Annotated in this window: 19 protein-coding genes; 10 read left to right on the top strand and 9 right to left on the bottom strand. The window is 42.1% G+C overall.

Going from position 1 to position 25458, the window contains the following annotated elements:
• Positions 1 to 125: 125 nt before the first annotated feature.
• Positions 126 to 1280: an MFS transporter gene (locus tag ACT3QP_RS01670; RefSeq protein ID WP_444524248.1), complete on the bottom strand. Its 1155-nt coding sequence runs from the start codon at positions 1278 to 1280 to the stop codon at positions 126 to 128.
• A 376-nt stretch (positions 1281 to 1656) separates the two neighbouring features.
• Here ACT3QP_RS01670 and ACT3QP_RS01675 point away from each other — a divergent pair, with 376 nt between their 5' ends.
• Both ACT3QP_RS01675 and ACT3QP_RS01680 read left to right on the top strand, forming a co-directional pair.
• Complete coding sequence (locus tag ACT3QP_RS01675; protein WP_444524217.1) at positions 1657 to 2403, top strand: hypothetical protein; 747 nt, start codon at positions 1657 to 1659, stop codon at positions 2401 to 2403.
• A gap of 190 nt (positions 2404 to 2593) precedes the next feature.
• The gene (locus ACT3QP_RS01680; protein ID WP_444524218.1) at positions 2594 to 4333 is read left to right on the top strand and encodes a tetratricopeptide repeat protein; all 1740 of its coding nucleotides are present in this window, start codon (positions 2594 to 2596) and stop codon (positions 4331 to 4333) included.
• Positions 4334 to 4398: 65 nt separating this feature from the next.
• Here the strand turns inward: ACT3QP_RS01680 and ACT3QP_RS01685 are convergent, their stop codons facing one another.
• From ACT3QP_RS01685 to ACT3QP_RS01695, 3 genes are all read right to left on the bottom strand, one after another.
• Positions 4399 to 4902, bottom strand: a complete 504-nt coding sequence (locus tag ACT3QP_RS01685) for an Rrf2 family transcriptional regulator (protein WP_444524219.1) — start codon at positions 4900 to 4902, stop codon at positions 4399 to 4401.
• Between the two features lie 44 nt (positions 4903 to 4946).
• Entirely contained in the window at positions 4947 to 6203 is a 1257-nt protein-coding gene (locus ACT3QP_RS01690; protein WP_444524220.1) for an NnrS family protein, read from the bottom strand.
• Positions 6204 to 6422: 219 nt separating this feature from the next.
• Positions 6423 to 7877, bottom strand: coding sequence for a DASH family cryptochrome (locus ACT3QP_RS01695; RefSeq protein WP_444524221.1), 1455 nt, complete (start codon positions 7875 to 7877; stop codon positions 6423 to 6425).
• Between the two features lie 154 nt (positions 7878 to 8031).
• Between ACT3QP_RS01695 and ACT3QP_RS01700 the strand changes: the two genes are divergently transcribed.
• A complete protein-coding gene (locus ACT3QP_RS01700; protein ID WP_444524222.1) occupies positions 8032 to 8265 on the top strand; it encodes a hypothetical protein in 234 nt (77 codons plus the stop codon).
• A gap of 128 nt (positions 8266 to 8393) precedes the next feature.
• Here the strand turns inward: ACT3QP_RS01700 and ACT3QP_RS01705 are convergent, their stop codons facing one another.
• On the bottom strand, positions 8394 to 9884 hold the full coding sequence (locus ACT3QP_RS01705) for an aldehyde dehydrogenase family protein (protein WP_444524223.1): 1491 nt from the start codon (positions 9882 to 9884) through the stop codon (positions 8394 to 8396).
• A gap of 452 nt (positions 9885 to 10336) precedes the next feature.
• Here ACT3QP_RS01705 and ACT3QP_RS01710 point away from each other — a divergent pair, with 452 nt between their 5' ends.
• From ACT3QP_RS01710 to ACT3QP_RS01740, 7 genes are all read left to right on the top strand, one after another.
• The gene (locus ACT3QP_RS01710; RefSeq protein WP_444524224.1) at positions 10337 to 10948 is read left to right on the top strand and encodes a TetR/AcrR family transcriptional regulator; all 612 of its coding nucleotides are present in this window, start codon (positions 10337 to 10339) and stop codon (positions 10946 to 10948) included.
• A gap of 203 nt (positions 10949 to 11151) precedes the next feature.
• Positions 11152 to 12363, top strand: coding sequence for an iron-containing alcohol dehydrogenase (locus ACT3QP_RS01715; protein WP_444524225.1), 1212 nt, complete (start codon positions 11152 to 11154; stop codon positions 12361 to 12363).
• 176 nt (positions 12364 to 12539) lie between these two features.
• Positions 12540 to 13589 (top strand): NADP-dependent oxidoreductase, encoded by a 1050-nt coding sequence (locus ACT3QP_RS01720; RefSeq protein ID WP_444524226.1) that lies wholly within the window; start codon positions 12540 to 12542, stop codon positions 13587 to 13589.
• A 418-nt stretch (positions 13590 to 14007) separates the two neighbouring features.
• A complete protein-coding gene (locus tag ACT3QP_RS01725; protein ID WP_444524227.1) occupies positions 14008 to 14685 on the top strand; it encodes a type 1 glutamine amidotransferase domain-containing protein in 678 nt (225 codons plus the stop codon).
• A 4-nt stretch (positions 14686 to 14689) separates the two neighbouring features.
• Positions 14690 to 15319 (top strand): glutathione S-transferase family protein, encoded by a 630-nt coding sequence (locus ACT3QP_RS01730; protein ID WP_444524228.1) that lies wholly within the window; start codon positions 14690 to 14692, stop codon positions 15317 to 15319.
• Between the two features lie 461 nt (positions 15320 to 15780).
• Positions 15781 to 17472 (top strand): MFS transporter, encoded by a 1692-nt coding sequence (locus tag ACT3QP_RS01735; protein WP_444524229.1) that lies wholly within the window; start codon positions 15781 to 15783, stop codon positions 17470 to 17472.
• 132 nt (positions 17473 to 17604) lie between these two features.
• Positions 17605 to 18837 (top strand): HlyD family secretion protein, encoded by a 1233-nt coding sequence (locus tag ACT3QP_RS01740; protein ID WP_444524230.1) that lies wholly within the window; start codon positions 17605 to 17607, stop codon positions 18835 to 18837.
• 244 nt (positions 18838 to 19081) lie between these two features.
• Here the strand turns inward: ACT3QP_RS01740 and pdxH are convergent, their stop codons facing one another.
• From pdxH to ACT3QP_RS01760, 4 genes are all read right to left on the bottom strand, one after another.
• A complete protein-coding gene (pdxH, locus tag ACT3QP_RS01745) occupies positions 19082 to 19726 on the bottom strand; it encodes a pyridoxamine 5'-phosphate oxidase (RefSeq protein WP_444524249.1) in 645 nt (214 codons plus the stop codon).
• A gap of 372 nt (positions 19727 to 20098) precedes the next feature.
• A complete protein-coding gene (gene glmM, locus ACT3QP_RS01750; RefSeq protein WP_444524231.1) occupies positions 20099 to 21463 on the bottom strand; it encodes a phosphoglucosamine mutase in 1365 nt (454 codons plus the stop codon).
• A gap of 211 nt (positions 21464 to 21674) precedes the next feature.
• Positions 21675 to 23147 carry an IMP dehydrogenase gene (gene guaB, locus ACT3QP_RS01755; protein WP_444524232.1) on the bottom strand — a complete coding sequence of 491 codons (1473 nt, stop codon included), beginning with the start codon at positions 23145 to 23147 and terminating at the stop codon, positions 21675 to 21677.
• A gap of 278 nt (positions 23148 to 23425) precedes the next feature.
• Complete coding sequence (locus tag ACT3QP_RS01760) at positions 23426 to 25429, bottom strand: mechanosensitive ion channel family protein (RefSeq protein WP_444524233.1); 2004 nt, start codon at positions 25427 to 25429, stop codon at positions 23426 to 23428.
• Positions 25430 to 25458 lie beyond the last annotated feature (29 nt).

Consider the following 25458-nt stretch of genomic DNA (forward strand, 5'->3'; position numbering starts at 1 on the left):
AGACTCATCGATAGTAAGAAAAAATCCATACCATGTAAAGTATGCACACGTAAACACTATGACACTGTGCATTCGTTTATTATGGTTTCCTGCTTTATATCGTTGTGTTAATGAACCCTTAGATTTTAAGTAGTACGCGATTGTGTCTTTACCATACCAAAGCTGGCAACCAACAGTGCCAATATCTGCACAAATAAGAGCAGCCATACCGTCAGCGACCATTGCCCTTTTGCATAGGCCATACCGCACAGCCACGCCCCTAACGTTCCACCCGTATAATAGCCGAGATAATACAGACCAGATGCCAAGGACCGACCCTTTTTGACATTGACCGCGATATAACTAATGGTCGCCGCTTGGGTAACAAACACACCAGAGGACATAATAGCCAGACCTACTATCACGCCCCATAATGGCGTTACTAATGTGATCAATACACCAATCATAGAGATAAAGATAGCCACTCTAACGGTGCGTGCCGAGCCAAATCGACGTAACATCGTGGTTGATAAAGGGGTAATAATAACCCCTATCAAATAAACCGCAAAAATATTGGCCAGTGCACCTGTACTCAACTCATAAGGCGTATTGGCCAGATGTAGGTTAATAAAGGTAAAACAGCCCACTAGCGAGAATAACACACAAGCCCCAAGCAGACAGGCCGTCACGACATAACGGTTGGTTAAATGCTCTCCAAGCGTCTGTATCGCTGCTCGAAAGTTGGGGTTGGCCACGAATTGCTGTGATGACGGTAGCATTTTCCAGACCCACATCGCGCCGACAAGCGTCATCGCCGCCATCACATAATACCCAGCACGCCAGCCAATGAGCTCGTGTAAATGCCCTAGTAAAAACCGTCCAAGAAAACCGCCCAGTACGCAGCCCGACACATAAAATGACATCAAATCCGTCACTACTCGTCCTTCAAACTCCTCACCGATATATGCAATTGTCACGACCGTAATGCCCGGTACAGACAACCCTTGCATAAAACGCCAAAGTCCCATCCAGCCAATACTTGGACTTTGCGCGATTAATGCAGTAGGTATCGCCAAAAACAACAGTGCCCCAACGATAAAGGGTTTGCGCCCTACTGCATCAGAGAGCATGCCTAGAAATGGCGACATAATAGCAATTGCCATTATCGTCGCACCAACAACCATGCCTGCTTGTACTTCGGTCGCTGAAAAATCTACCATTAGGACTGGTAGCACTGCTTGGATAGAGTACACCTGCAAAAAAGCAAACATACCAATCAAACCAATCGTGAGCTTTAGTATCCACGATGGCGAATTGGTTGAAGGGTTTAGTGATGAGGCGTTATTTTTATTCTGACTGACAGTATTGTTCACAAGGATGCTGACTATATTGAGCGCCACTGAACTGGCGTGAGTGGTAGAAGTAAAACGAGCGTCAACAATGATAATTGCTTTATGTTTGTAACGACAAGCACATTATGGTATCACAGCCCATCACATCTATTGATATCAAAAATTATGACACAAAAAAAGTCATTAATAATAACCATAACCAAAGTCTTACCTTTGTAACAGACTTTGAGTAGGCAAATTGCCATAATCATAAAGTGCTACATAAAATAGCTGTACAACAATAATCTTATAAATCTAATTATTAAATATTTAAGGACGTATATCGATGAGCAATAAAATTCATGAATTAGGGTCGGGTTTTTGGAACATACGCGGATCATTTCGCATTGGTGGCGTATTAAATATTGGTACACACTGCTCGCTAGTAAAGTTAAATTCAGGCAAGTTTCTGTTTTTAGACAGTTACACCTTAACGGGCGACGTTCGAGACGAAGTAATGAGGTTGACCAGTAATGGACAAGATGTCGAAGCCGTACTGAACGTACACCCATTTCATACGGTACACTGTGCACAAATGGCAAAAGACTTCCCACAAGCCACTTTCTATGGCAGTAGCCGACACCACGAAAAAGTGCCAGAGATACAATGGGCAGATGACTTGGTCGAAAGTAATGCAGTCGCTGAACGCTATCCCGAGCTTGAGTTTTCTATGTCAGAAGGCGTCTACTATATTTCGCCCAACGAGGCGATTCATGCCGGTTCATTATTGGCCTACCACCCTGCCAGCAAAAGCTTGCACGTGGATGACACTTTTATGAGTCCACCAACTAAGTTACTAGAGGCGATATTACCTGAGCTAATACTACATCCTACGACCAAAAAAGCACTGAAAAATGAGCCAAGTGCTGGCAAGGATTATTGCGACTGGGCTACCAATCTTGCCCATGAATGGCGTGATGTTCGCAACTTCTGTGCAGCGCATTCGTATTTGGTCCAATTTAAAGAAGGTCAGTTTGAAAAGGCATTATTGAAAGCAATTAATAAAGCTCGGCCTAAGCTAGAAAATGCTTGAAGTAACAATCTAAGGTAATAAAACAAGGCGGCTACTTAGTTTTAGCCGCTTTATTCATGTAAAAATTTTATATTTATACTTTTAAACATACAACATACAACATACTAGCTAAAATACCAACCTAAGTTGATTATTAACTTGATAGTAGTACTCAAAAATAAAAACACCTTTACGTCCAAAGGATAAAAAATTGCCAACGCTAAAACAGATAATTACTTATAAAGCGCTTATCTTAAGCTTAGCTTCTTGTTTGATACTCAGTGCCTGCGATACAGATTTGATAAGCAACCAAAGTTCAACGCAACAGATAAATGGTACAGATGAGTATAACCTTGGAACACTCTACTATACTGGTGAGAACAAAAATATTGAGCAAGATTATAGCAAGGCCTATGAATGGTTAGAAAAAGCGGCTTATAAAGGTCATGCTGACGCCCAAAATACTGTTGGCTTGATGTACCTTAAAGGTGTTGGCACTGAGAAGGACCGTAAGCAAGCCCTACAATGGTTTCAAAAATCTGCCGACCAAGGTAATACCTTAGCGCAGCAAAACCTTGACATGCTAAATGGCGAAGACATTGTTATATTTGGTGATCCTAGCAATGCTAGTGACCCCATTTCATTATTTAAAGATATTTATACTGTAGCACTGACAGGGCACAAAAATGCTCAAACCCAACTCGCTACTATGTATGAAAACGGTATTGGCACCCCTCAAAATTATGCCAAAGCTATCGAATGGTATGAAAAAGCAGCTAAGCAAGGCCAAGCTAAAGCTCAAAACAACCTCGCTTCAATGTACTTTCATGGTCGGGGTGTCACACAAGACTATACCAAGTCTTTTGCATGGTATCAAAAATCCGCTGAGCAAGGCTATGGACTGGCCCAAAGCAATCTTGGGTGGGCTTACTATGAAGGAAAAGGCGTACCTCAGAACTATGATAAAGCCCTTGTATGGTATCAAAAATCAGCTGAACAGGGAGAAGCTATGGGACAAAACAACCTTGGTTGGGCTTATTATGAAGGAAAAGGCGTACCTCAGAACTATGATAAAGCCAGCGAATGGTTTCAAAAAGCCATCGCTCAAGGCAGTGCCTTGGCGCGTAACAATCTAATTCATCTAAATCGTGAAAAAAAAGGGCTCTGTAAAGATAGCTATATACCAAACGCAGAATTCGCAAGCACTCAACATGCCGCAAACGCAGGTGATAAAAAAGCCCAGTATGAATTAGCTGCTATGTTTCAGGATGGAGAAACTGTCTGTCAAAATGATAGTAAAGCAGCTGAATGGTACACAAAATCAGCCAAACAAAACTATGCAAAAGCCCAAGACAACCTTGCCTCTATGTACTACACAGGTACAGGCCTCGAACAAGATTACGTCAAAGCACTTGCTTGGTATAAAAAAGCAGTTGAACAAGAAAATGCTGCCGCTCAATACCACTTAGCCATTGTCTACTCCGAAGGTAAGGCTTTACCAAAAGATTTTACCAAAGCCCTTTCGTTAGCTAAAAAATCAGCGAATCAAGGGTTTGCTAAAGCACAGTTTGTTCTTGGCAAACTATACAGCGACGGTATCGATGTGACCAAAAACCATGAACTCGCACTTAAATGGTATAAAAAAGCGGCGGATCAAGGATATGTAGAAGCTCAATATAACCTTGGCGTCATGTACCGTGATGGACGCAGTGTTGTCCAAGATTATGACAAAGCAATGAGTTTTTTTCAAAAAGCCGCTGAGCAAGAATTTGCATCAGCACAAAACAACCTCGGATGGATGTACCAACAAGGCGAAGGCGTTGCTATCGACAATAATAAAGCGCTCTTTTGGTACAAAAAAGCAGCAAGTCAAGGAGATGCAACAGCACAACAAAATTTATTGGCGTTAAATAGTTTATTAGAATGTGAATTTTGTGCCAATACCGATTAACCAACCTCATTGACCAAGTTTAGCTATAACTATCGAACTTTAGAACAGCACAAAGCACAAAGCATTTATGATAGTAAAGCCGCCAGCTCCTCCTCATTATTGATGATATCTGCTAGTGTATAGCGTTCAAGAACCTTTATAAAAGCCGTTAGCGCTTCAGAAAACACACTTTTGAGCTGGCATACTGGCGTAATCACACAGCCTATAGATTTATCTGTCTGTTCTTCGATGAAGGTCATTGGTAAGTCTTTTGATTGAGAGCCTTTATTCTTACTCACTGGTACAGCAAAGCATTCTACCAAATCAAAATCAGGCTCTATCTGTTTAATCAACGCACCTAAATTAATATCATTAGGTGCGCGTGCCAATCGTATACCGCCATTTTTACCACGTGCACTTTCTATATATCCTAGCTGACCCAGTTGATGAATAACCTTGGTCAAATGGCTTTTAGAAATATCATAGCTATTGGCAATATCACTGATGTTAGCGAGCGTGTGCGGCTCTGGTTTGACTGCCAGATAAATCAGTGAGCGTAGCGCATAGTCACTATAGTTGGTCAATCTCATTTATAAACACTCCAGCTCTAAGCTTATTATTAACCACTAGCTTCTTAACCAAACAGGCCATCAGGTCTAGGGCGTGCCAGCATTGGCAAATAACTGATACAAAATAGCACAAAGCAGGCAATCCACGCACCTTGAGCGACCATAACCCATAATAGGTAATGACTCATATCGGCCAATGGTAACAATACCCGACTGATAAACACCAATACCATCAGACCATACATCAGACTGACCATTTTGGGCGGTTGATGAATACTGCGCCCAGTATGCCCAAGTGAGACCCGTGTCATCATCGCCACAGTCATCATGCCAATACCTGCAATCGCAAGCCCATGTACCGCCAAACTATGAGAATAACCTAACCACGGTTGCAGTGCGTACAAAATAAAGCTTACGCACATCCCCAAAAACGCGACATATAACGACCACAGCAATGGCTTTTGCCAAATACCACGATGGTACCATCCCATCAAACGGGCGATATTCACGATTGCCACACCAAGCGCTGTCACAGTCAGAAGATACGGATTGGGATAAAATAAATCAGCGATAAAAAATGCTAAAAATAATAATAAACTTGAGATATCTTGTATTTTACCATTATGCAAGGTGACGGTTTGTGCAACGCCTTTATCGTTAATCGTACTAAGACCTCGTTCAATAAAGAAAGGCACCACACGCCGACCAATAGTCAACACCAAACCAATAATCAAGTAAAATCCGAGATAAATACCTATCTTGGTCATACTCATATCTGCATTAATAATACCCCAGTAGCAAAGCCCATTGCCTAACGTTAATAATATCAGCTTTGCCAATATCCCCATTTGCTTGTATTGCTTTACTTGCAAAACTGCTCGACATATTACAAAGGCCATCAAACCCATAAATAACAAATCAAACACTGCCGCTGCATATAGCAATCCAGCGCCTGACCCAAATCCGAAATCAATACCCAACCCAAATAGTAGCCAACCCAAACGTGCCAACACCCAACAGACAAAAATACCAAGCAGCTTATAACCGTGTGGCATCATCACCCCTGTCCAAGTTTTTACCGCAGTCAGTAAAAACCCCGCCACAATCGCTAGTGCATAGCCATAAATCATTTCGTGACCATGCCAATACAAGGGATTCAATATCTGAACATTAATATCTGTGTGCCCTGTAAACACAAATGCCCATAATGCCATCGTGATAATAGCAAATATCGCACCTGTGCTAAAAAAAACACGAAAACCTAAATTAAGAATAGGATGCGGGGAACTGGGATACTTACTAGGTAAATTGATAGATTGCATAATGATCTTCTTAGATAATTGGACAAAACCCATCTTAAAGATTCATTTTAAATGAATGTTATAAGTTATGCAATATTTTTAGCTAGCCACCTCATTTTAAACAGCGGTCTTTAGAAAAAAACCACCAAAATGGTAGCTTCTTATTTTTTAAACACTCAAGGCGTACTGAGCAAACAATAAAATATAAAAATCTTTAACAACTTATCAGCAACGCTAAGGTTAGCTCAGTACATAATCATCGGTATTATCACCTTGCCATTTAAAAATAAAGCTACCACTCGGATCGTATTGCTGAGTTTGTTTGGCCAGATTGAAGTGTCTACAACCTCTAGGATCAGCACCCACCCCTGCTAAATACTGCCAATTACCCCAGTTACTCGCCACATCATAATCAATCAGATATTGCTCAAAATGCGTCGCGCCATAACGCCAGTCTAGCCCCAACTCATGAATCAAACAGCTGGCAACGATTTGTCGCCCACGGTTAGACATATAGCCAGTTTGCAGCAACTGCTTCATACAAGCATTAACAATAGGATATGGCGTGGTTCCAGTCTTCCATTGTGCCAAGCGTGTCTCGTCCAAACTGGTCGTTGGTGGCTGCTGAGCAATACCTTTGAACCAAAATAGCCGCTGCTGATGTACCAGTGCATACCAATAAAAGTACTCGCGCCACAGTAACTCAAACCAAATCCAATACGTTGAGTCATTGGCCACCACTTCTCGCTCATACTGACGTAAGCGGTTTAGCAGTAGGTTAACCGACAGTGACCCATTCGCCAGCCAAGCCGAAAACTTGGTAGAACTTGTCCAGTCGTCAAGAGCATTGCGGGTGATTTTGTAAGTGCTGGGTGCATCCGAATGAAAATAATCGTGGACATGACTTAATGCACTCGTTGCCCCGCCCTTAAACTCAGATGTGGACGGCTGCTCGGTCTTAGGCATCTCAAAAAGCAGATTGCTATCATTGATAAGTAAGTTATTAGGTAATGATGGCCATGCTTGTGGTTCCGAGGCTTGTGGTTTTAACTCAGTTATACCGCTCAAAACCACATCATCTTTAGCGCTCAATAAGTTATGATTTGATTCTATTTTTTTGCGAAACTGGGTAAAGCTTTTGGGTAATTCTTCGATTGGTAATAACGCAAATAATGTGTTGGTCGATTGACTGTGCCACATTATTTGCGGATATTTTTCTTGTAAAAGCGCATAGACTTGGTTTTGCGCGTAGTCTGCCGTGCGGCTGACGCAGATATCCGTGACGTGCTGCTGCTCTATCATCTGGCACAATTGAGCAAAGGTGCTCGTTTTCAACTCATCGTTTGGTTTCGATGGCTGGCGCGATGTCAAATAAAGCAATCTGTTGCCAAGACGTTGTAGCGATTCATCTAAATCAGCCAAACTCTCTGCTAGAAACTGCGCGCGTGCAGCACCCAGCTCATCGAATTGATATGCTTGGCTGTCACTGGCTTGAGTGACATTAGAAACTTCAATACTATCCGCTAACGAATCGGCATAAACCAACAGCAGTGATCCATTATTATTTTCGGCCAATGTCGCCGCTTTGGTCACAGTCGCGTTATCATCGATACGCAAATCATTATGAAACAATACCAATACTACTTTTTTATCTACTAGCTTGTTTGGTAAACTATCTGATTGCTGATTTAACATATTTTGGTTTCCATTTTGGCTCTCATATACTTAAATGCATCATTTAATCGCTTAGCCCAAACTATAATGGTTTAAAATATGGCATACAGTATAAGGCGTGTTAAGCCGCTGCTATGACCTGCCTAATGAAATGATTGTCCCCTAGGAGAATAATATGACTGAAGAAAACGCACCGGACGAAAAGCGTAAAATCATTAATAAGTTTTTAATGAGACTAACCAAAGAGCAGCCACAAATGTATTATGCGACGACAGCCGAAGTTTCTCGCAGCATTCATACTATGATAAAAGAACACACCAATCGCTTGTCAGTAGAAGAGCAAGCACTCGTCAGGCACATCAGTATCGAAGAGATTGAAGGTCTGCTCGGTTTTCACCATAATAAATAGCAAGGCTTGTCTGAAGGACGTTTAATTCAGATAGTCATTGTTTATATCTTACCCATAAAAAAGACCGCTATATAACGGTCTTTTTTATGATGCACATATCAGTTTACAGTAATTGAAAAGTGGCTCTTTTAGAATAGATACTCACGTGGCTCATTTTGTACAGATATCCAATGCAGCCTAGTGAACTCTTCTAGTACCCATTCGCCGTTAAAGCGGCCAATACCTGAGTTTTTCTCACCACCAAATGGCGTATTACTTTCATCGTTCACCGAGATATCATTAATATGCGTCATGCCAGCTTTGATACCACGTGCAAAGCGTAAACCTTTAGTCAAATCTTGCGTAAATACCGCACTTGATAGACCATACATAGAGTCGTTAGCGATGGACAACGCATCATCTTCGTCTTTGGCACGAATGATACCGACTAACGGGCCAAATACTTCGTTACGTGACAAATCCATCTCACGTGTCACCTCGGTGAAAATATGTGGCGGCACGACTTGACCTTTGATCTCGCCACTTAAAATCATATTGGCACCTTCTTCTTGTGCTTTGGCAATTTTGTCTTTTAATGATTTCACTTGTTTTTCATTGATGATTGGGCCAACAGCGGTTTCTGCTTTGCTTGGGTCACCCACTTGTAGCGTTTTGACGTGGTCAAGGAAACGGCTCACAAACTCATCGTATAGCGCATCTTCAACAATGATACGATTAATGGCGATACAGATCTGACCTTGGTGTAAAAACTTACCAAAGGCAGCGGCTTTTACCGCTTGGTCAATGTCAGCATCTTTTAATACAACAAATGGGCTATTACCACCCAGCTCAAGCGCGACTTTTTTAATGTATTCGCCACCGTTGGCAAGCTCACCAATATGCTTGCCCACTGAAGTTGACCCTGTGAACGAAACCAAACTTGGCGCTTCGTGTTCAACAATCGCATCCCCTATCTCGCTACCAGAGCCAACGATCACATTGAGCAATCCTTTAGGTAGACCCGCTTCTTCAAAGACTTTGGCTAATAACAGACCTCCCGTTACTGGCGTATCGCTAGCAGGTTTCAATACCACTGCATTACCAAGTGCTAATGCAGGCGCGATAGAACGCTGAGTCAAATGTAGCGGAAAATTCCATGGGCTAATAACGGCAACCACACCGATAGGCTCGCGATAAATAAAGTTTTCTTTACCAGGAGTATTGGATGGGCGAATTTCACCATGCACACGATTAGGGAACGTGGCTGCCTCTAGCGTAATGGCACGTGCAGTGCTGAACTCTACCATTGCCTTGACATGAGTACTGCCCGACTCTTTGATGAGCCAATCGACAATCTCGTCTTGACGCTGATCTAATATATTCACCACGTTATAAAGTACCGCTGCTCGACTAGCAGGCGTTTGCTTAGCCCATTCTTTTTGGGCTTTGGTCGCGGCATCGTAAGCCTCATTCAGTTGTGCTTCTGTTGCTTGTTGAATGGTGACCAATGTTTCGCCGTTATAAGGATTGGTGTTGGTATTGATGCTATCATCTGCACCTTTTTGCCACACGCCAGCGATGTATTGAAGATGAAAATCGCTATAGGCATCGGCTTGTGTATTATTAATATCAGTTGACATAGTTGTCCTTATTTATTTTATGGTTTTAGCAAACTAAGATTTTTCACAGTTGTTTGGTAGTTGCTCAGTACTTAATACGCTCAGTAATGAGCAACTAGATACGAATAAAAAATCAGTCTCGTCACCTTCATATAATAGCAGCATGTATTTACTGTGCTTGACGAGGTGAATCAAAACGCAACTTGATAGACGACTGGTCTAATGCTAACATAGTTGTAATAGAAACAATAATATCTCGCCATTCAATATTGTTGAAAATACGTAACGCTGTCGTTAGATTATCTGTAACAAGTATTATTAATAAATAGTCTATGAAACAGATACTAAGATAAAAGATATAGACGCCCAAATAGAACGTATAATAGGCAACCTTGAACGACGTTCAAAAAATATTCGCTATACATTTACCCAATTAAATACATTTACAAGAAATCTAGGAGGACATGTCAACTATGTCTACCAACACTGCTAAATCAAGCAACATTGCACCAGACACCAAAACGCACCTGCTAGAGACTGGCTATCAACTGATTGCTAAGAAGGGCTTTACCGCCGTTGGCATCAAACAAATACTGGACACAGCTGGCGTACCAAAAGGGTCTTTTTATCATTACTTTGCTTCAAAAGAAGTCTTTGGCGAAGCCATTATTGATACCTACTTTACCCATTATAAAACCCGCCTAGATATTATTGAGCGTCAAGATATTAATGCTCAGCAAAAGATTTATAACTACTTTCAGAACTGGTATGACACTCAACAAAACGGCTGTGATGATGGAAAATGCTTGGTAGTTAAGTTGAGTGCTGAAGTCGCAGATATGTCAGAGCCTATGCGTATCGCACTCAATGCTGGATATCAGCAAACCGTTAATTGGTTGAGTGATCAAATCAAAGCAGGATGGGCAGACGGCTCTATTCTACAGCCTGATAACATTGCAGCTGAGAGCATCGCAAAACGTTGGTACTTTGCTTGGTTGGGTGCCAGCTTAATTGCCAAGATCAGCCAGACCAATACGCCACTTGCTGAAGTATGGCAAATGACGACCTCACAATTGGGACGTTAATGTCACACAAACGGTTTAGCCATTTATAAATAGACATTCTTAAACGAGATGAATTGAGTTATTAGAGAGTTTTGTAAACAGTACTAGACGACCGGTCTAATTATATTTACAATGCACGCAAATACAAAAACGAGGTGACGTATCTGCCCGTATCGTTTTTGGAAATGACACTCAATAAATCTGCAACCGCATTTAGGAATATTATGAACAACTTTCAATATTACAACCCAGTACGTATCGTTTTTGGCGAAAACCAAATCAAACAGTTATCAGAATTGGTGCCTAGCGATGCTCGCGTACTAATTACTTACGGTGGCGGTTCAGCCAAGCGTACTGGGACACTAGACGAGGTAAAAAATGCCTTATCAGCCAGTGGCTCACGTACTGTATTTGAGTTTGGTGGTATTGAAGCCAATCCAGAATTTACCACGTTATTAAAAGCGGCCGACATGGTCAATGAGCACAATATTAACTTTCTACTCCCTGTTGGCGGCGGTTCGGTGATTGACGGTAGCAAGTTTGTGGCTCTAGTATCTTCATTAACAGAAAAAGATGGTACGGTATCACGTGAACAGGCATGGAACGCACTCACTGGCTATTGCAAAGATATTGACTCGGCCATTGACTTGGGTGCCGTATTAACCATTCCAGCGACTGGTTCTGAGATGAATTCGGGCGGTGTGATCAACTATAGCGAACGTCAAGCAAAGCTACCGTTTGGTAACGCCCTTGCCTTTCCTAAATTCTCAATTCTAGACCCTACCAAAACGTTGACATTGCCTGAGCGTCAAGTCATGAACGGGGTTGCCGATGCTTTTGTTCATGTAATGGAACAATACCTGACCTACCCTGTCAATGCGAAAGTTCAAGATGCATTTGCTGAAAGTTTGCTAAAAATCCTTATCGATGAAGGCTTGGTTGTTAAGCAAGATCCAAACAATTTAGAAACCCGCAAAAACATAATGTGGACAGCGACAATGGCACTTAATGGTCTAATCGGTACTGGTGTACCACAAGATTGGACAACGCACATGGTTGGTCACGAACTAACGTCATTACATGCAATTGACCATGCCCGCACGCTAACCATCTTGTTGCCATCGGTTATGCGTGAGCTAAAAGAAAGCAAAAAAGAAAAACTGCTTCAGTATGCACGTAACGTATGGAACATCACTGATATCGATCAAGATGATGATGCCATCATTGAGACAGCGATTGTTTATACAGAAAACTTCTTCCGCGACTTGGGCTTACCAGTTAGCTTAGAAGATGCTGACTTGACTGAATCAGCAATTGATCCAATCATTAAGCAGCTTGAAGCTCACAATATGGTCAAACTGGGCGAACATGGCACTAACGATTTAGATGTGTCACGCCGTATCTTACAACGCGCCGTTACTAGCAAAGTTTCTTAATAAACACTCGCAAGCCAGCATCTTAAAAAAGACATCATAGTAACAAGCGCTACATATCGTTATGGTTTCATAGTAGCTGTCCTACACTGGATAGCTACTCAAGCTTATGATCGTTAAAAAAAAGAAATTTAAATAAACCTTAGAAATAGAACCCAAGAATTAAAAAGGATAATAATATGAGCTTTGATAATAATCAAAACCAAGAAATCAACCGTCAAATCACACTGGCGAGCCGTCCTCACGGTACACCAACCAGTGACAACTTTGAGCTAACAACTGGTGAGATTCCAACTCCGAACGACCAGCAAATGCTACTTCGTACCGTTTATCTATCACTCGATCCATATATGCGTGGACGTATGAGTGATGCCAAAAGCTATGCCGACCCACTGCAAATTGGCGATGTCATGACGGGCGGCACAGTAGCACAAGTGGTCGAATCTAATGTCGATGGCTTTGCTAAAGGCGACTTGGTGGTATCAGGCTCTGGCTGGCAGGACTATAGCGTCAGTGATGGCGAAGGCGTGCTAAAGCTTGATAAAAACATGCCACACCCTTCTTACGGTCTTGGTGTGCTAGGTATGCCAGGCTTTACCGGCTATATGGGCTTGACTGATATTGGCAAACCACAAAAAGGGGAAACGTTGGTAGTGGCTGCCGCTACTGGCCCTGTTGGCGCAACCGTTGGGCAAGTAGGCAAGAAACTTGGCGTACGCGCAGTTGGTGTGGCTGGTGGCAAAGAAAAATGTGATTTTGCAGTCAATGAACTTGGCTTTGATGTGTGTATCGATCACCACGCCGAAGACTTCGCCGAACAATTAAAAGCAGCTTGCCCAGACGGTATCGACATCTATTACGAAAATGTTGGCGGTAAAGTATTTGATGCCGTATTGCCATTACTAAACGCACATGCACGCATTCCTGTGTGTGGCCTAGTGTCACAGTACAACGCAACTGACTTACCTGATGGCAAAGACCGCTTGAGTATGTTGATGGGTCAAATATTGGCCAACCGTCTAACGGTTAAAGGCTTCATTATTTTTGAAGAGTATGGCGATCACTACCCCGAATTCTTAAAAACTATGGGGCAATGGGTTGAGTCAGGCGATATCAAAACCAAAGAGCATATCACAGACGGACTGGCACAAGCCCCTCAAGCATTTTTTGATATGTTAGAAGGCAAGAACTTTGGCAAAACGGTTGTAAAAGTGGCTGACGTCAAATAGTTTGCGTCAAAACATGACTACTTAACAACATAAATACTGTCTTTAACAACTGAATATTAAGTCTCAAACATAGATACCATTACAAACATAGATACTATTAATAGTTATTTCATTAGCAGTCATCATTTGCTATTACAACTTTAAGATGGCTGCTAATCATCTAGTGATGGACTTGCTAGGGTTTGTCCTCATTTTAAAAATGGTGATGAAAATGAGATAAATTGCAGTCAAACAAGGAAAATAGCGCAGATAATATCGAGATATTAGTCAGCTATTTGACGCCGTTTGGCAAGATTTAGCCATTTTTAACCCATTTAGATAACTATCGATTGAATTGAGGACATGCCCTAATAACAGGCTTTTTATTTATCTGTCAGCACCAGCTCTCAACGTTAATGAATAATAAATAAGGACAACAATGAATATTTTAATGGTACTAACCTCACACGACCGTCTAGGCGATACTGGTAAAAAAACGGGATTTTGGCTAGAAGAATTTGCTGCTCCTTACTACGCATTTATTGATGCAGGCGCTAACGTCACACTAGCGTCACCTGCTGGTGGTCAGCCGCCGCTTGATCCAAGTAGCGATACTGAAGATGCACAAACAAAAGACACCACCCGATTTAAAGGTGATGCCGAAGCTCAAGAGCATCTGGCCAGCACCAAAAAACTTGCTGACGTGAAAGCAGAAGACTTTGACTCGGTCTTTTACCCTGGTGGTCATGGCCCATTATGGGATTTGGCAGTAGATGAAACCTCTATTAACCTAATTGAGACTTTCGTTAAGCAAGATAAGCCTGTGGCTTTTGTTTGTCATGCACCAGGCGCGCTAAAAAATGTCAAAGTTGATGGTGAATATTTGGTTAAAGGCAAAAAAGTCACTGGCTTTACCAATTCAGAAGAAGACGCAGTTGGCCTTACCGATATCGTGCCTTTCTTAGTAGAAGATGAACTCAAAGCCAACGGCGGTCACTATGAAAAAGCCGCTGATTGGGCATCATTTGTGGTAGAAGATGGCTTGTTAATCACTGGACAAAACCCAGCATCATCTGAAGAAGCTGCTGCACGTTTGATCGCTAAGATAAAAGGGTAATATTATGATTCGCTTGCATCATCTGAACCAGTCACGCTCACTACGTATTTTATGGCTATTAGAAGAACTGGGCGAGCCTTATGAAATCGTAAGCCACCAGCGCGATGCTAAAACGCATTTAGCACCAGACAGCCTAAAAGCTGTGCATCCATTGGGTAAGTCACCAGTGATAGAAATGGACGGGCAAATATACTCAGAGTCAGGTGCCATTACTGAGCTCTTGATTGAGCGCTTCGCACCAGATCGTTTGCGTCCTTCTACTGATAGTACTGACTACGGTCATTATCTGGAGTGGATTGACTTTGCTGAAAGCTCGCTCATGTTGCCACTCATGCTTGAACTGTTTAGCAAGAAAGCAGGCATCGATGACAATGAATTTCTGAATGGTTATATTGATGTAGAAAAAACCAGACTGTTCAAATATTTAGACGCATCACTCAAAGGTAAGTCTTTCATTGTAGGTGATACGCTCAGCGGTGCTGACTTTATGCTATCGTTTGATATGATTATTCTTGCACAGCGTCAGAAGCTAGATGACTATCCACATATTAGACAGTATGCAGAAAGCTTAGCCAAACTCGATAGCTATCAGCGTGCGATGCGCCTCGAAGCTGAACATGATGATTCAAAATAGCTGTAAAACGGTTTGATCTGTAGCGTTTTATAGAAATCCTGATAAAATAGCCCAAGTCCATCTTGGGCTATTTTGTTGTTGTTTTTTACAAACTATTGTCATCATTGATCACGTATAGTCAAAGTATTTTTAAATCGCTACAGTGCTGCTGGGATAAATTTTTCGCGGCCTCTGTGAATACAGCAAGCAAGTAAAATTTGTACCAGTATAGTCGAACCACTATTAAAGTGTTACGGCGTTAGACTCGCTTAGCCTACTACTGTAGTACTTGCTCTCGTCTGCCTTGTATCATTTATAACATTGATTGACTATAGCACCATAATGCAATCGTATCGGTTTTATGTTTCTTTGACTATAACTTCTAATTGCGTCGTCATTAACGGTGCCATTCATTTTTTGATCAACCGTGTTGTTATTTGCTTATCATTGCATCCAGCACTCATCTAGAAAGACCGTCAACCATGAATAATGAATACCAATTCAAGCCCCACGAACAACCGATGATGGTAGGCTCTCCAGCCAACCCTGACCATCCTGTACGCCGCAAGGTTTGTTACTTGCTCATTGGTATTATTGTTGGATTGACTGCCAGTTTCCAAAATGGTCTGCTGGTCGCCAACCTAACTCAAATCCAAGGTGACCTTAGCCTAACGCCTATAGAAGGCGGATGGATATCGGTTGCCTATAATATGACCAATGCTTGTATCACCGTATTGTTATATAAGATTCGTCAGCAATTTGGCATGGCATTATTCAGTAAAATCACCCTGTTTTTTTTGCTATTAGCAACCAGTATACAATGGTTTGTGAGCAGTGGCTTGGTGACGGCTGCTGATGGCATGTGGCTTGACCCTTATTACTTAGAGCTTATAGCGCGTGGCTTGAGTGGTATGGTAGCAAGCGCCATGACCATATTAGGTTTGTTCTACTGTTTGCAAGGTATGCCAACCGTTAAACGCACTAGCGGTCTAATATTGGGGTTTGGCTTGGTACAATTTGGTATCCCATTATCACGAATTATCTCGCCCTACCTCACCATTGACGGTCAGCTTGAAAGCTTATTTTTATTCCAATTTGGTTTGGCACTAATTTGTTTTGGGCTGATTAACTTGCTGGAGCTACCGCCAGGTCATACAGAAAAAGTATTTGAAAAACTGGATTTTTTAAGCTTTGGTTTTTTTGCAAGTGGTTTGGCTGCATTGGCTGTCGTTTTAGTACAAGGTAGGATTCTATGGTGGACGACACCTTGGCTCATCTATCCACTTATTATTGCCGTCGTCGGTATTAGCGTTGCGTTATGGATTGAAACGCATCGCAAAAACCCGATGCTACAAGTGCGCTGGATGCGTAGCCGAAATATTATTGCCTTTATGATTACCGGCGCTGTCATGCGAATTTTGCTATCTGAGCAAAATGTCGGCGCTGCAGGATTGCTTGCCAACTTAGGCTATGGTAGCGATCAGCTGATTACCTTTTATGCTGTCATATTGGTAGCCAGTGTATTGGCTTTAGTGATCAGTATTTTTAGTACCAATGCGATGGATTTGCGCCGACCTGTTATTTTTGCAGTGGCATTGATTGCTATAGGTTCTTGGATGGATACGGCTGTGTCTATTAATTCAGCACCCTATATGTTTTATCTCAGCCAATTTTTGATTGCCTTTGCTGCGGTGTATTTCATGGGGCCTTTGGTTTTTGAAGGGTTTTTGCGTGCGATTACCAGTGGTCCTGCCTATATTATTAGTTTTTCCGTTATTTTTAGCATTTCACAAACGGTAGGCGGATTAGCAGGTGCAGCCGCTATTCAAGCGTTTACCACGGTTCGTACGCAGGCATATTATACAAATATGGTCAACTCGCTCAATTTTGGTGATCCGGATCTAGTGGGACAAATAACCACTGCACGCAGTATTTTATCACCTCAAATTACTGACACTACCCAAGCCAATACCGCAGCTACGCTGCAAGTGTTACAAGGTATTCAGCGTCAAGCCACTGTCTCTGCTTATGGTGATTTGTTTTTCATCATGGCCATTCTGTCGACTGGTGCTACTGTTATTTTATTACTCAATTATTTTTACTATCGTTATCATAAACGCAACCCATTGGCTAAAGAACTGGCCGTTATCGCCAAAATGCGTGAGCAAAAATAAGATACTTTAGGGTCTGTTGAACCTTCAAATATTAAGGCTGCAGATTGCTAAAATCACTCAAATTTAAGCAACCTTTTCTTATATAAATATTCAGTTATCTACTATATTAATCTAACCACTTAGGAGCGCGTCATGAGCCAACAAAAACCCAATGACTCTGACCAAAAAACTCAGACGCCAGTCAATAGCCTGTCTTCTAATACTGATGAGACAACCAGTACTCAAGACAATAAAAACCGAACTGAGGAAAAGGTAATAGAGCGCGGCACTGACCATGAAACACCCATGCCACCAACCGAGCCCATTCCCTCTTCTTCGGGATGGAACCCTAAGAAAAAAACGTTCTTTAATATAGGGGTTTTTATTGTTCTCATCGTCATCGGTGTATTTCTAATTCTATATGCATGGAAACTACCCCCATTTACCCCAACCGTACAGCATACCAATAATGCCTTTGTGAAAGGCCAAACAACCATCATCAGCTCACAGGTTTCTGGTTACGTAACCGACGTTGCTGTACAAGATTTTGAAAATGTCACAGAAGGTGATGCACTGGTTAAAATAGATGACCGTACCTTTCAACAACAGCTCGAACAAGCACAAGCCAATATTGAGGTAGCAGTAACCAACCGCTCAAGCAATGCTCAAGACACTCAATCTAGCCAAGCACAAATAGAAGCACGTGAAGCTGACGTATATAGTGCCAAAGTGAGTGTTAACAGCGCCCAAGAAGACATTAAACGCTATCAAGGGCTTGATGCAATTGGTGCAGTATCAAAAGCGGAAGTGGCACATACTAGAGCAGAGCTGGCCAAGGCGCAAGCAGCGGTACAGCAAGCAGAAGCCAATCTACAAGCCGCAAAACAGGCCAGTAAAAAAACCAATGGTAGCCGAGCCTCACTTGATGCCAATATCCAAAATGCAGAAGCGGCTAAAAAACAAGCAAAGATAAATTTGGATAACACTATTATTACCGCTCCTGAATCAGGACAGTTGAGCCAGGTCAGTGTAAAGTCAGGACAATACGTTAGTGCCGGTACACAGCTTATGTATATCGTACCGAAAGGCGTATGGATTATTGCCAATTTTAAAGAAACTCAAATCGCAAACATGACGATAGGTGAGCCTGCTACTATTCGAGTTGACGCCCTTGGTGGTACTGAATTTACAGGACGTATCAATAATATTTCGCCTGCGACTGGTAGTGAGTTTAGTGCAGCAGCGGCAAATCCAACCACTGGTAACTATATTAAAATAGCCCAGCGTATTCCGGTACGTATCGATTTAGATAAAGGCCAACCGAATCTGGCAAACTTACGCCCTGGCATGTCCGTTTCTGTCGATGTGGATACTGAAATGAAATAATACCATTCACAAAAATTAGAGTAGCAAGGAAAAAGAGTGCAAGCACTACACGTTGTAGGCTAAGCGATTTTGATACAGCTAATCGTATTCTTGTGAATGGTATAATATTAATTTTAGTGGCGGCTCTTAAACATAAAAAATCCCTACTAGGGCGTGTTGAACACAGCTACTAGTAGGGATTTTTTATTCTAGCCAAGTGATTTTATAGCTGAAACCTCATAACTACAGGTTTACAGCTACCGTCTTATGGCAACAGGCGCTTGGTATTCCAGCTATCGCCATTTTCGCTAGTGTACACAATACGGTCATGCATACGGTTGGCGCGACCCTGCCAAAACTCGATCTGCTCAACCGTAATTTCATAGCCGCCCCAAAATTCTGGCGTTGGTACTTCTCCACTGTTAGAGTAGTCTGATTGTAGCTGTTCAAAGGTTTGATCCATAACCTCACGATTTGTCACTTCACCACTTTGTGGCTGGCTGACCCAAGCGCCTACTTGGCTATCGTGCGGACGCTTTTGAAAATATGCCGCAGATTTTTGAGCATCTATCTTAGCAATGCTACCGCTGATACGAATCTGACGCTCAAGCTCATGCCAAAAAAACAGCACCTCGGCATTAGGGTTTTCAGCAATATCTTGCCCTTTAGCGCTTTCGTAGTTGGTATAAAAAACCACACCAGTCTCCGTAATCTCACGCATAAGAACAATACGTACACTAGGCTTATTGTCGATACCACAGGTTGCCAAGCTCATCGCATAAGGCTCTTGAACTTTTTGTGCTATTGCTTCATCCATCCACGCCTTTAAAAGATCAAAGGGTGATTCAGGTACTGACTGTTGATCTAGTACACCTTTTTCATAAGATAGGCGTTGATCGGTAAAGTCCATGCTCATGGTCATTCCTTATTTTAATATTGATGCATTATTACATGTACGGCTATTATAAGGCGTATTCCATTTAAAGTTTAGGGCGTGTTGAACATTCAAATGTGGTGCTGGCAGCGACTATTTTTCAGACAATATGCAGTGAAATTTTTGATGCCTAGTCATTCTAGGTGAAACAATTTCGCCATATATTGGCGAAAAAGAGTACTGCCCCAAAGGGCTGATGCTAAAATCACCCCAAACGTCGTTACAAGCCTAGTTAAGGTCTCGACATTATCATCGGCTTGTGCCTAGTTTGGTGCAATTTTAGCAATCAGCAGCCCTAATATTTGAATATTCAACACGCCCTACTGTTCAGCTTGAATAAATATGCTACTAGCTCAGTACGGCTTTAATATGATCAGCCAAGTCATTTGCCATAACATCACATTCTATTTCGTCATCTGATTCAACCATCACTCGAATCATAGGCTCAGTTCCTGACTGACGAATCAATAAGCGGCCTCTTCCTTCTAATGTAGCCTGAGCCTTATCAAAGGTTTCAACCAGCTCTGGATGTTTGAAAGGATCTTGCATCTGAGACAAACGGACGTTGACCAATTTTTGTGGCAACACTTCAAACCCTTCAACAAGATCGCTAAGCGCGCGACCACGTGCTTGCATCACAGCCAGTACTTGTAAACCGGCAATAATCGCATCGCCAGTACGACTCTTATCTAAACATAAAATGTGACCAGATGGTTCTCCGCCTAGTATCCAACCATTGGCTTCAAGCTCATGCATCACGTAACGATCACCTACTTTTGCACGAGTAAACTCAATATTATCCGCTTTCAGTGCCAATTCTAAACCCATGTTACTCATGAGCGTACCAACCACACCTTTGGCTTTAGTCTGACCTTGAGTAGCCAGTACGTACAAAATACCATCGCCATCGACTAGCTTACCAGCTTCATCCACCATCACAATACGATCGCCATCACCATCTAAGGCGATACCAACATCGGCCTTATGCTCAAGAACTGCTTTCTGTAAGCTTTCAGGATGCGTAGAACCACAGTCAGCATTGATATTGAGACCGTCAGGCGTATTATGAATAGCTATCACATTAGCACCCAACTCACGCATGACTCTTGGTGCCACACTGTAGCCTGCACCATTGGCACAATCTAAGACGACTGTCAGATGACTCAAATCGTATTGATAAGGAAAGCTGCCTTTACAGAATTCAATATAGCGACCTTTCGCATCGTTGATTCGATTATTTTTACCCAGTTGTGACGGATCAAGGATAGGCATAGCATCATCACTGCTATCAATACTCATAATAACTTGTAGCTTATCATTGATTGCACTTTGCATCTCATCAGTCAGCTTTTTACCGTCACCTGAAAACAGTTTGATACCGTTGTCGTAATAAGGGTTGTGTGATGCTGAAATAACCACACCTGCATCAGCATTAAAGCTACGAGTTAAATGTGCAATGGCAGGTGTTGGTAATGGACCAAGCATATGAACATCGACACCAGAGGCATTAAAGCCAGCCTGTAACGCGCCCTCAATCACATATCCTGACAAGCGAGTATCTTTGCCAATGACCACACTAGGTCTGCGCGCAGGATTACTATTATTTTCTATAAGCACTTGTCCCGTCACATAGCCTAATTTCAAAATAAAGTCAGGTGTAATTGGCAACTCACCAAATTTTCCACGAATACCATCTGTACCAAAATAGCTCATTATGCACACTCCTCAAGTCAAAAAATAAAAATCCAAGCGTATATGTCAGCAACACTATTATTGTAATAATCTGTTTCTGTATTTTACAAAAAAAACAGCCAACAATAATAAATCATTGTTGGCTGTTTGTATCTTAAAGTCGCTAAAGCATTACGTCTTAGTCAATATCTTTTAAATGAACCGCAAAAACGTATTAGTCAAAATACATACTTTAGTTTACTCGATAGTTCGGTGCTTCTTTAGTGATTTGCACATCATGCACATGCGATTCTTTCATACCCGCTGAAGTTACTTTGATAAACTGTGGATTGGTACGCATGTCTTCGATAGTTGCAGAACCTGTATAACCCATCGATGAACGTAATCCACCAACCAACTGATTAACGATACCAGCAACTGGGCCTTTATAAGGTACACGACCTTCGATACCTTCTGGCACTAACTTTTCTACGCCATCTTTGGCATCTTGGAAATAGCGATCTGAAGAACCGTTTAATCCTGACATCGCACCCAAACTACCCATACCGCGGTAAGCCTTATAGTAGCGACCTTGGAACAGCTCAACCTCACCTGGCGCTTCTTCAGTACCAGCCATTAACGAGCCAACCATGATACATGATGCACCAGCAGCGATTGCTTTTGCCATATCACCTGAGAAACGAATACCACCATCAGCAATCAATGGAATACTGTCTTTCAAAGCGCTGGCGACATTATCAATGGCCGAAATTTGTGGTACACCGATACCTGCGATAATACGCGTGGTACAGATAGAACCAGGGCCGATACCGACTTTCACAGCATCAGCGCCTGCATCACGTAAAGCAATAGCAGCTTCACCTGTTGCGATGTTACCACCGATTACTTGTACGTGCGGATAGTTCTTTTTAATCCAAGAAACTTTATCAATCACGCCTTTTGAGTGACCATGCGCTGTATCAACAACGATAACGTCAACGTCAGCAGCAATCAATGCTTCAACGCGTGCTTGCGTGTCTGCGCCAGTACCAACGGCAGCACCAACACGTAGGCGACCTTGCTCGTCTTTACAGGCATTTGGATTGTTTTCAGCTTTGGCAAAATCATTAACCGTAATCAAACCACGTAGGCGGAAATTATCATCAATAACGATAACTTTTTCGATACGATGCTCATGCAGCAATCTTTTGATATTTTCGTTGCTCTCACCTTCATGTACCGTGACCAGCTGATCTTTTGGCGTCATGATTTTACTGACAGGTAACGACAGATTGGTCTCAAAACGCCAATCTCTGTGAGTCACGATACCTACCACGTTATCAGTACCCTTTTCTACCACAGGCACACCTGAAATATTATTATCCTGCGTTAAACGCAGCAACTCACCAATGGTCATCTCTGGATGTACAGTGATAGGATCGACTACCGTACCTGCTTCAAATTTCTTGACACGGCGTACTTGTGTGGCCTGCTTTTCAATGTCCATGCTCTTGTGCAAAATACCCATGCCACCAAGCTGCGCCATAGTGATGGCCATTTCAGACTCAGTCACAGTATCCATCGCCGCAGAGATGAGCGGAAGATTAAGTGTGATATTTTTGGTCAAACGAGTAGACAGATCAGCAGTTTTTGGCAGAACTTCAGAATAGGCTGGTAATAATAAAACGTCATCAAAGGTTAAGGCTTCATCGACAATTCGCAACATACAGACCCCTAGTGGTGGTTATTTTGATGGGTGGGATTTTAGCAATAAACCAGCTAAATCAAACGCTCGAAAACTGCAATTGAGTGATGAATCATAAGTTTACATAAATATGGTGCAATCTTACGCTTAATCGCTCAGTTATCCCTTAAAAATAACGCCACATTATAACAAATAAGCAAACAAGTCGCATGCATATTTAGCAGATTATTTCACCAATATAAGCTATATATACTAAGAGTGCCGTTTATCTAAAATAATGTGGACTTAAATGTGATTACTTATGCCTCTTTATCTTTTAACACCAGACGGTCAGCTGGCAGATAAGGCTTGTGTTCGCGATATAGATAACCAAGCATCTGCTCACGTATTTCACAAGCCAGTGTCCACGCTTCTATTGGGCCTACCGCTGACACCGCGCCACGCAGTTTAATGCTATGTTCGGTCACTTCGACTACAAATATTTCAGGCTCGGTTTTTTTGTCCCACAGCTTATTATCTTTAGCCGCCGATATAAACTGCTGGCGAATGGCATCAATATCTGCACCATAATCCACAAATAAAAACACAGGACAAGTTTGATGCACCTCCGTATGTGACCAGTTTTCTACCGTGTCTGTAATCAGCTCACGCATTGGCACCACTAGCCGACGTTCATCCCATGTTTTTAGTACTGCATAAGTGTAACGCAGATCTTCAACAGTACTAAAATTGCCATCCATTATCACACTATCACCAATCCGTACCGGCTGCGTGACTGCTACCTGCACTCCAGCGATAATATTACCCAATATCGGCTGTGCCGCAATACCAATAACCACGCCCGCTATACCTGCCGAGGTTAATAGTGTTTTACCAAGGCCTTCCATATTGGTAAATTCACTCAAACCCATCCAGATACTACCTAAAATCATGACAAAGATAAAAACTCGGCGAAATATCGACACATAGGTGCGACGGCGGCGCTCTTTATCAAAATGCTCTGCAGCCAGATTTTCGATCTGCATATTTTGGTAGCGATTGGCAAAAAAGTTAATCACACGTATGCCAAGCCACATAGTGCTAAAAACCAAACCTATCCAGATAAGCGGCCTAGTCGATGCAGCAACCGCATCTAAGTAAGGAAAGCCACCAGAAACCAACGTAAAAACCAATGAAAAACTGATGGTAAAAGTCAAAGGTACCGTCAGCTTATTGACCAAATCTGCTACACCATGGATACTACCCAAATCATTGCGGTACTTCTCATCATCAATATAATGACTAATAATTTTTCCAGCACCTTTACTCAGTAACCACCCTACTCCCATCGTTAATAAAAAGAACAGTGATAATGCTAAAAACTCCCATAACGCAATACTGAATACTTTAAATTTCAACCATGCGGGTAAATAACGCTCAAACTCTGCTGGATGATATTGCTCATAAAGATTGTCGATATTACCCACTGTCTGATCAGAAAATACCCAAATAGGCGCATTATCACCCACTCGGACTCGCTGTAAATAAACAGGAACACGGCGTTCACGATAATCGATATAACCCAACTGTATCGAACGTCTTGGAACACCCATGATACTGCTGGTGCTACCCAGTGGCGGTTCGATTAAACCATCTGGGCGATCTGGCAGATCATCAAAGACATAGAGCTCTCTTTCTGACAATAAAAAATCCAATCGCTCTGATAGCTCAAGCGCGTGGTTGCGCTGAATCTTTTGGTCAATCAGATTCATATTAAGCGCATAAGCAGCTAAGTCATATTGTTGCTTCATGACCGCTGACTGAAAGAACTCTAAAGTCGCCAAAGGAGTCGTTAAATTCGGTGGCTCAGACAGTGTTGGTAAGCTAGCATTGAGTGTATCTAATAAATAATAGTTTTCATTGTACTCACCCGTTAGTCCCGAATCCCCTTGCAATTGTCCAGATTGCTCTACAACACTACGCTCAGTAGGATCGAGCATCTCTCCTACTACACCAGACAGACCCACACTTTCATCTTTTATATTACTGATTTTCTCGTTTACATACTCAGTAACGTTATCAGGTGTGCTTGCTGACTGTGAGCGCTCTTGCTCATTTGTACTTCGCTCATTGTTATCATTTGCCGCATAAGTAGGCATACAAACCGCACTTATTACTATCATAAAAAAAGCGAGTAATAATGGTAGCGTGTTATTTCTCACACCCTCATAGACAGTATTGATAGGTTCATCACTGTCAATACAAGTAGCAATATTAGTGGCAACACTATGATTGTCTATAGTGCTGGTTTTGAGAGTATTCATATTTTAACGGCCAGTAGTTTATGTGAAAG

Source organism: Psychrobacter sp. AOP7-B1-24 (assembly GCF_052376215.1).
GTDB lineage: Bacteria > Pseudomonadota > Gammaproteobacteria > Pseudomonadales > Moraxellaceae > Psychrobacter.

Coding starts and splice junctions, on each gene's coding strand:
- ACT3QP_RS01675 (WP_444524217.1), top strand. CDS start 1,657: ATGAGCAATAAAATTCATGAATTAGGGTCGGGTTTTTGGAACATACGC.
- ACT3QP_RS01685 (WP_444524219.1), bottom strand. CDS start 4,902: ATGAGATTGACCAACTATAGTGACTATGCGCTACGCTCACTGATTTAT.
- ACT3QP_RS01690 (WP_444524220.1), bottom strand. CDS start 6,203: ATGCAATCTATCAATTTACCTAGTAAGTATCCCAGTTCCCCGCATCCT.
- ACT3QP_RS01695 (WP_444524221.1), bottom strand. CDS start 7,877: ATGTTAAATCAGCAATCAGATAGTTTACCAAACAAGCTAGTAGATAAA.
- ACT3QP_RS01700 (WP_444524222.1), top strand. CDS start 8,032: ATGACTGAAGAAAACGCACCGGACGAAAAGCGTAAAATCATTAATAAG.
- ACT3QP_RS01705 (WP_444524223.1), bottom strand. CDS start 9,884: ATGTCAACTGATATTAATAATACACAAGCCGATGCCTATAGCGATTTT.
- ACT3QP_RS01710 (WP_444524224.1), top strand. CDS start 10,337: ATGTCTACCAACACTGCTAAATCAAGCAACATTGCACCAGACACCAAA.
- ACT3QP_RS01715 (WP_444524225.1), top strand. CDS start 11,152: ATGAACAACTTTCAATATTACAACCCAGTACGTATCGTTTTTGGCGAA.
- ACT3QP_RS01720 (WP_444524226.1), top strand. CDS start 12,540: ATGAGCTTTGATAATAATCAAAACCAAGAAATCAACCGTCAAATCACA.
- ACT3QP_RS01725 (WP_444524227.1), top strand. CDS start 14,008: ATGAATATTTTAATGGTACTAACCTCACACGACCGTCTAGGCGATACT.
- ACT3QP_RS01730 (WP_444524228.1), top strand. CDS start 14,690: ATGATTCGCTTGCATCATCTGAACCAGTCACGCTCACTACGTATTTTA.
- ACT3QP_RS01735 (WP_444524229.1), top strand. CDS start 15,781: ATGAATAATGAATACCAATTCAAGCCCCACGAACAACCGATGATGGTA.
- ACT3QP_RS01740 (WP_444524230.1), top strand. CDS start 17,605: ATGAGCCAACAAAAACCCAATGACTCTGACCAAAAAACTCAGACGCCA.
- pdxH (WP_444524249.1), bottom strand. CDS start 19,726: ATGGACTTTACCGATCAACGCCTATCTTATGAAAAAGGTGTACTAGAT.
- glmM (WP_444524231.1), bottom strand. CDS start 21,463: ATGAGCTATTTTGGTACAGATGGTATTCGTGGAAAATTTGGTGAGTTG.
- guaB (WP_444524232.1), bottom strand. CDS start 23,147: ATGTTGCGAATTGTCGATGAAGCCTTAACCTTTGATGACGTTTTATTA.
- ACT3QP_RS01760 (WP_444524233.1), bottom strand. CDS start 25,429: ATGAATACTCTCAAAACCAGCACTATAGACAATCATAGTGTTGCCACT.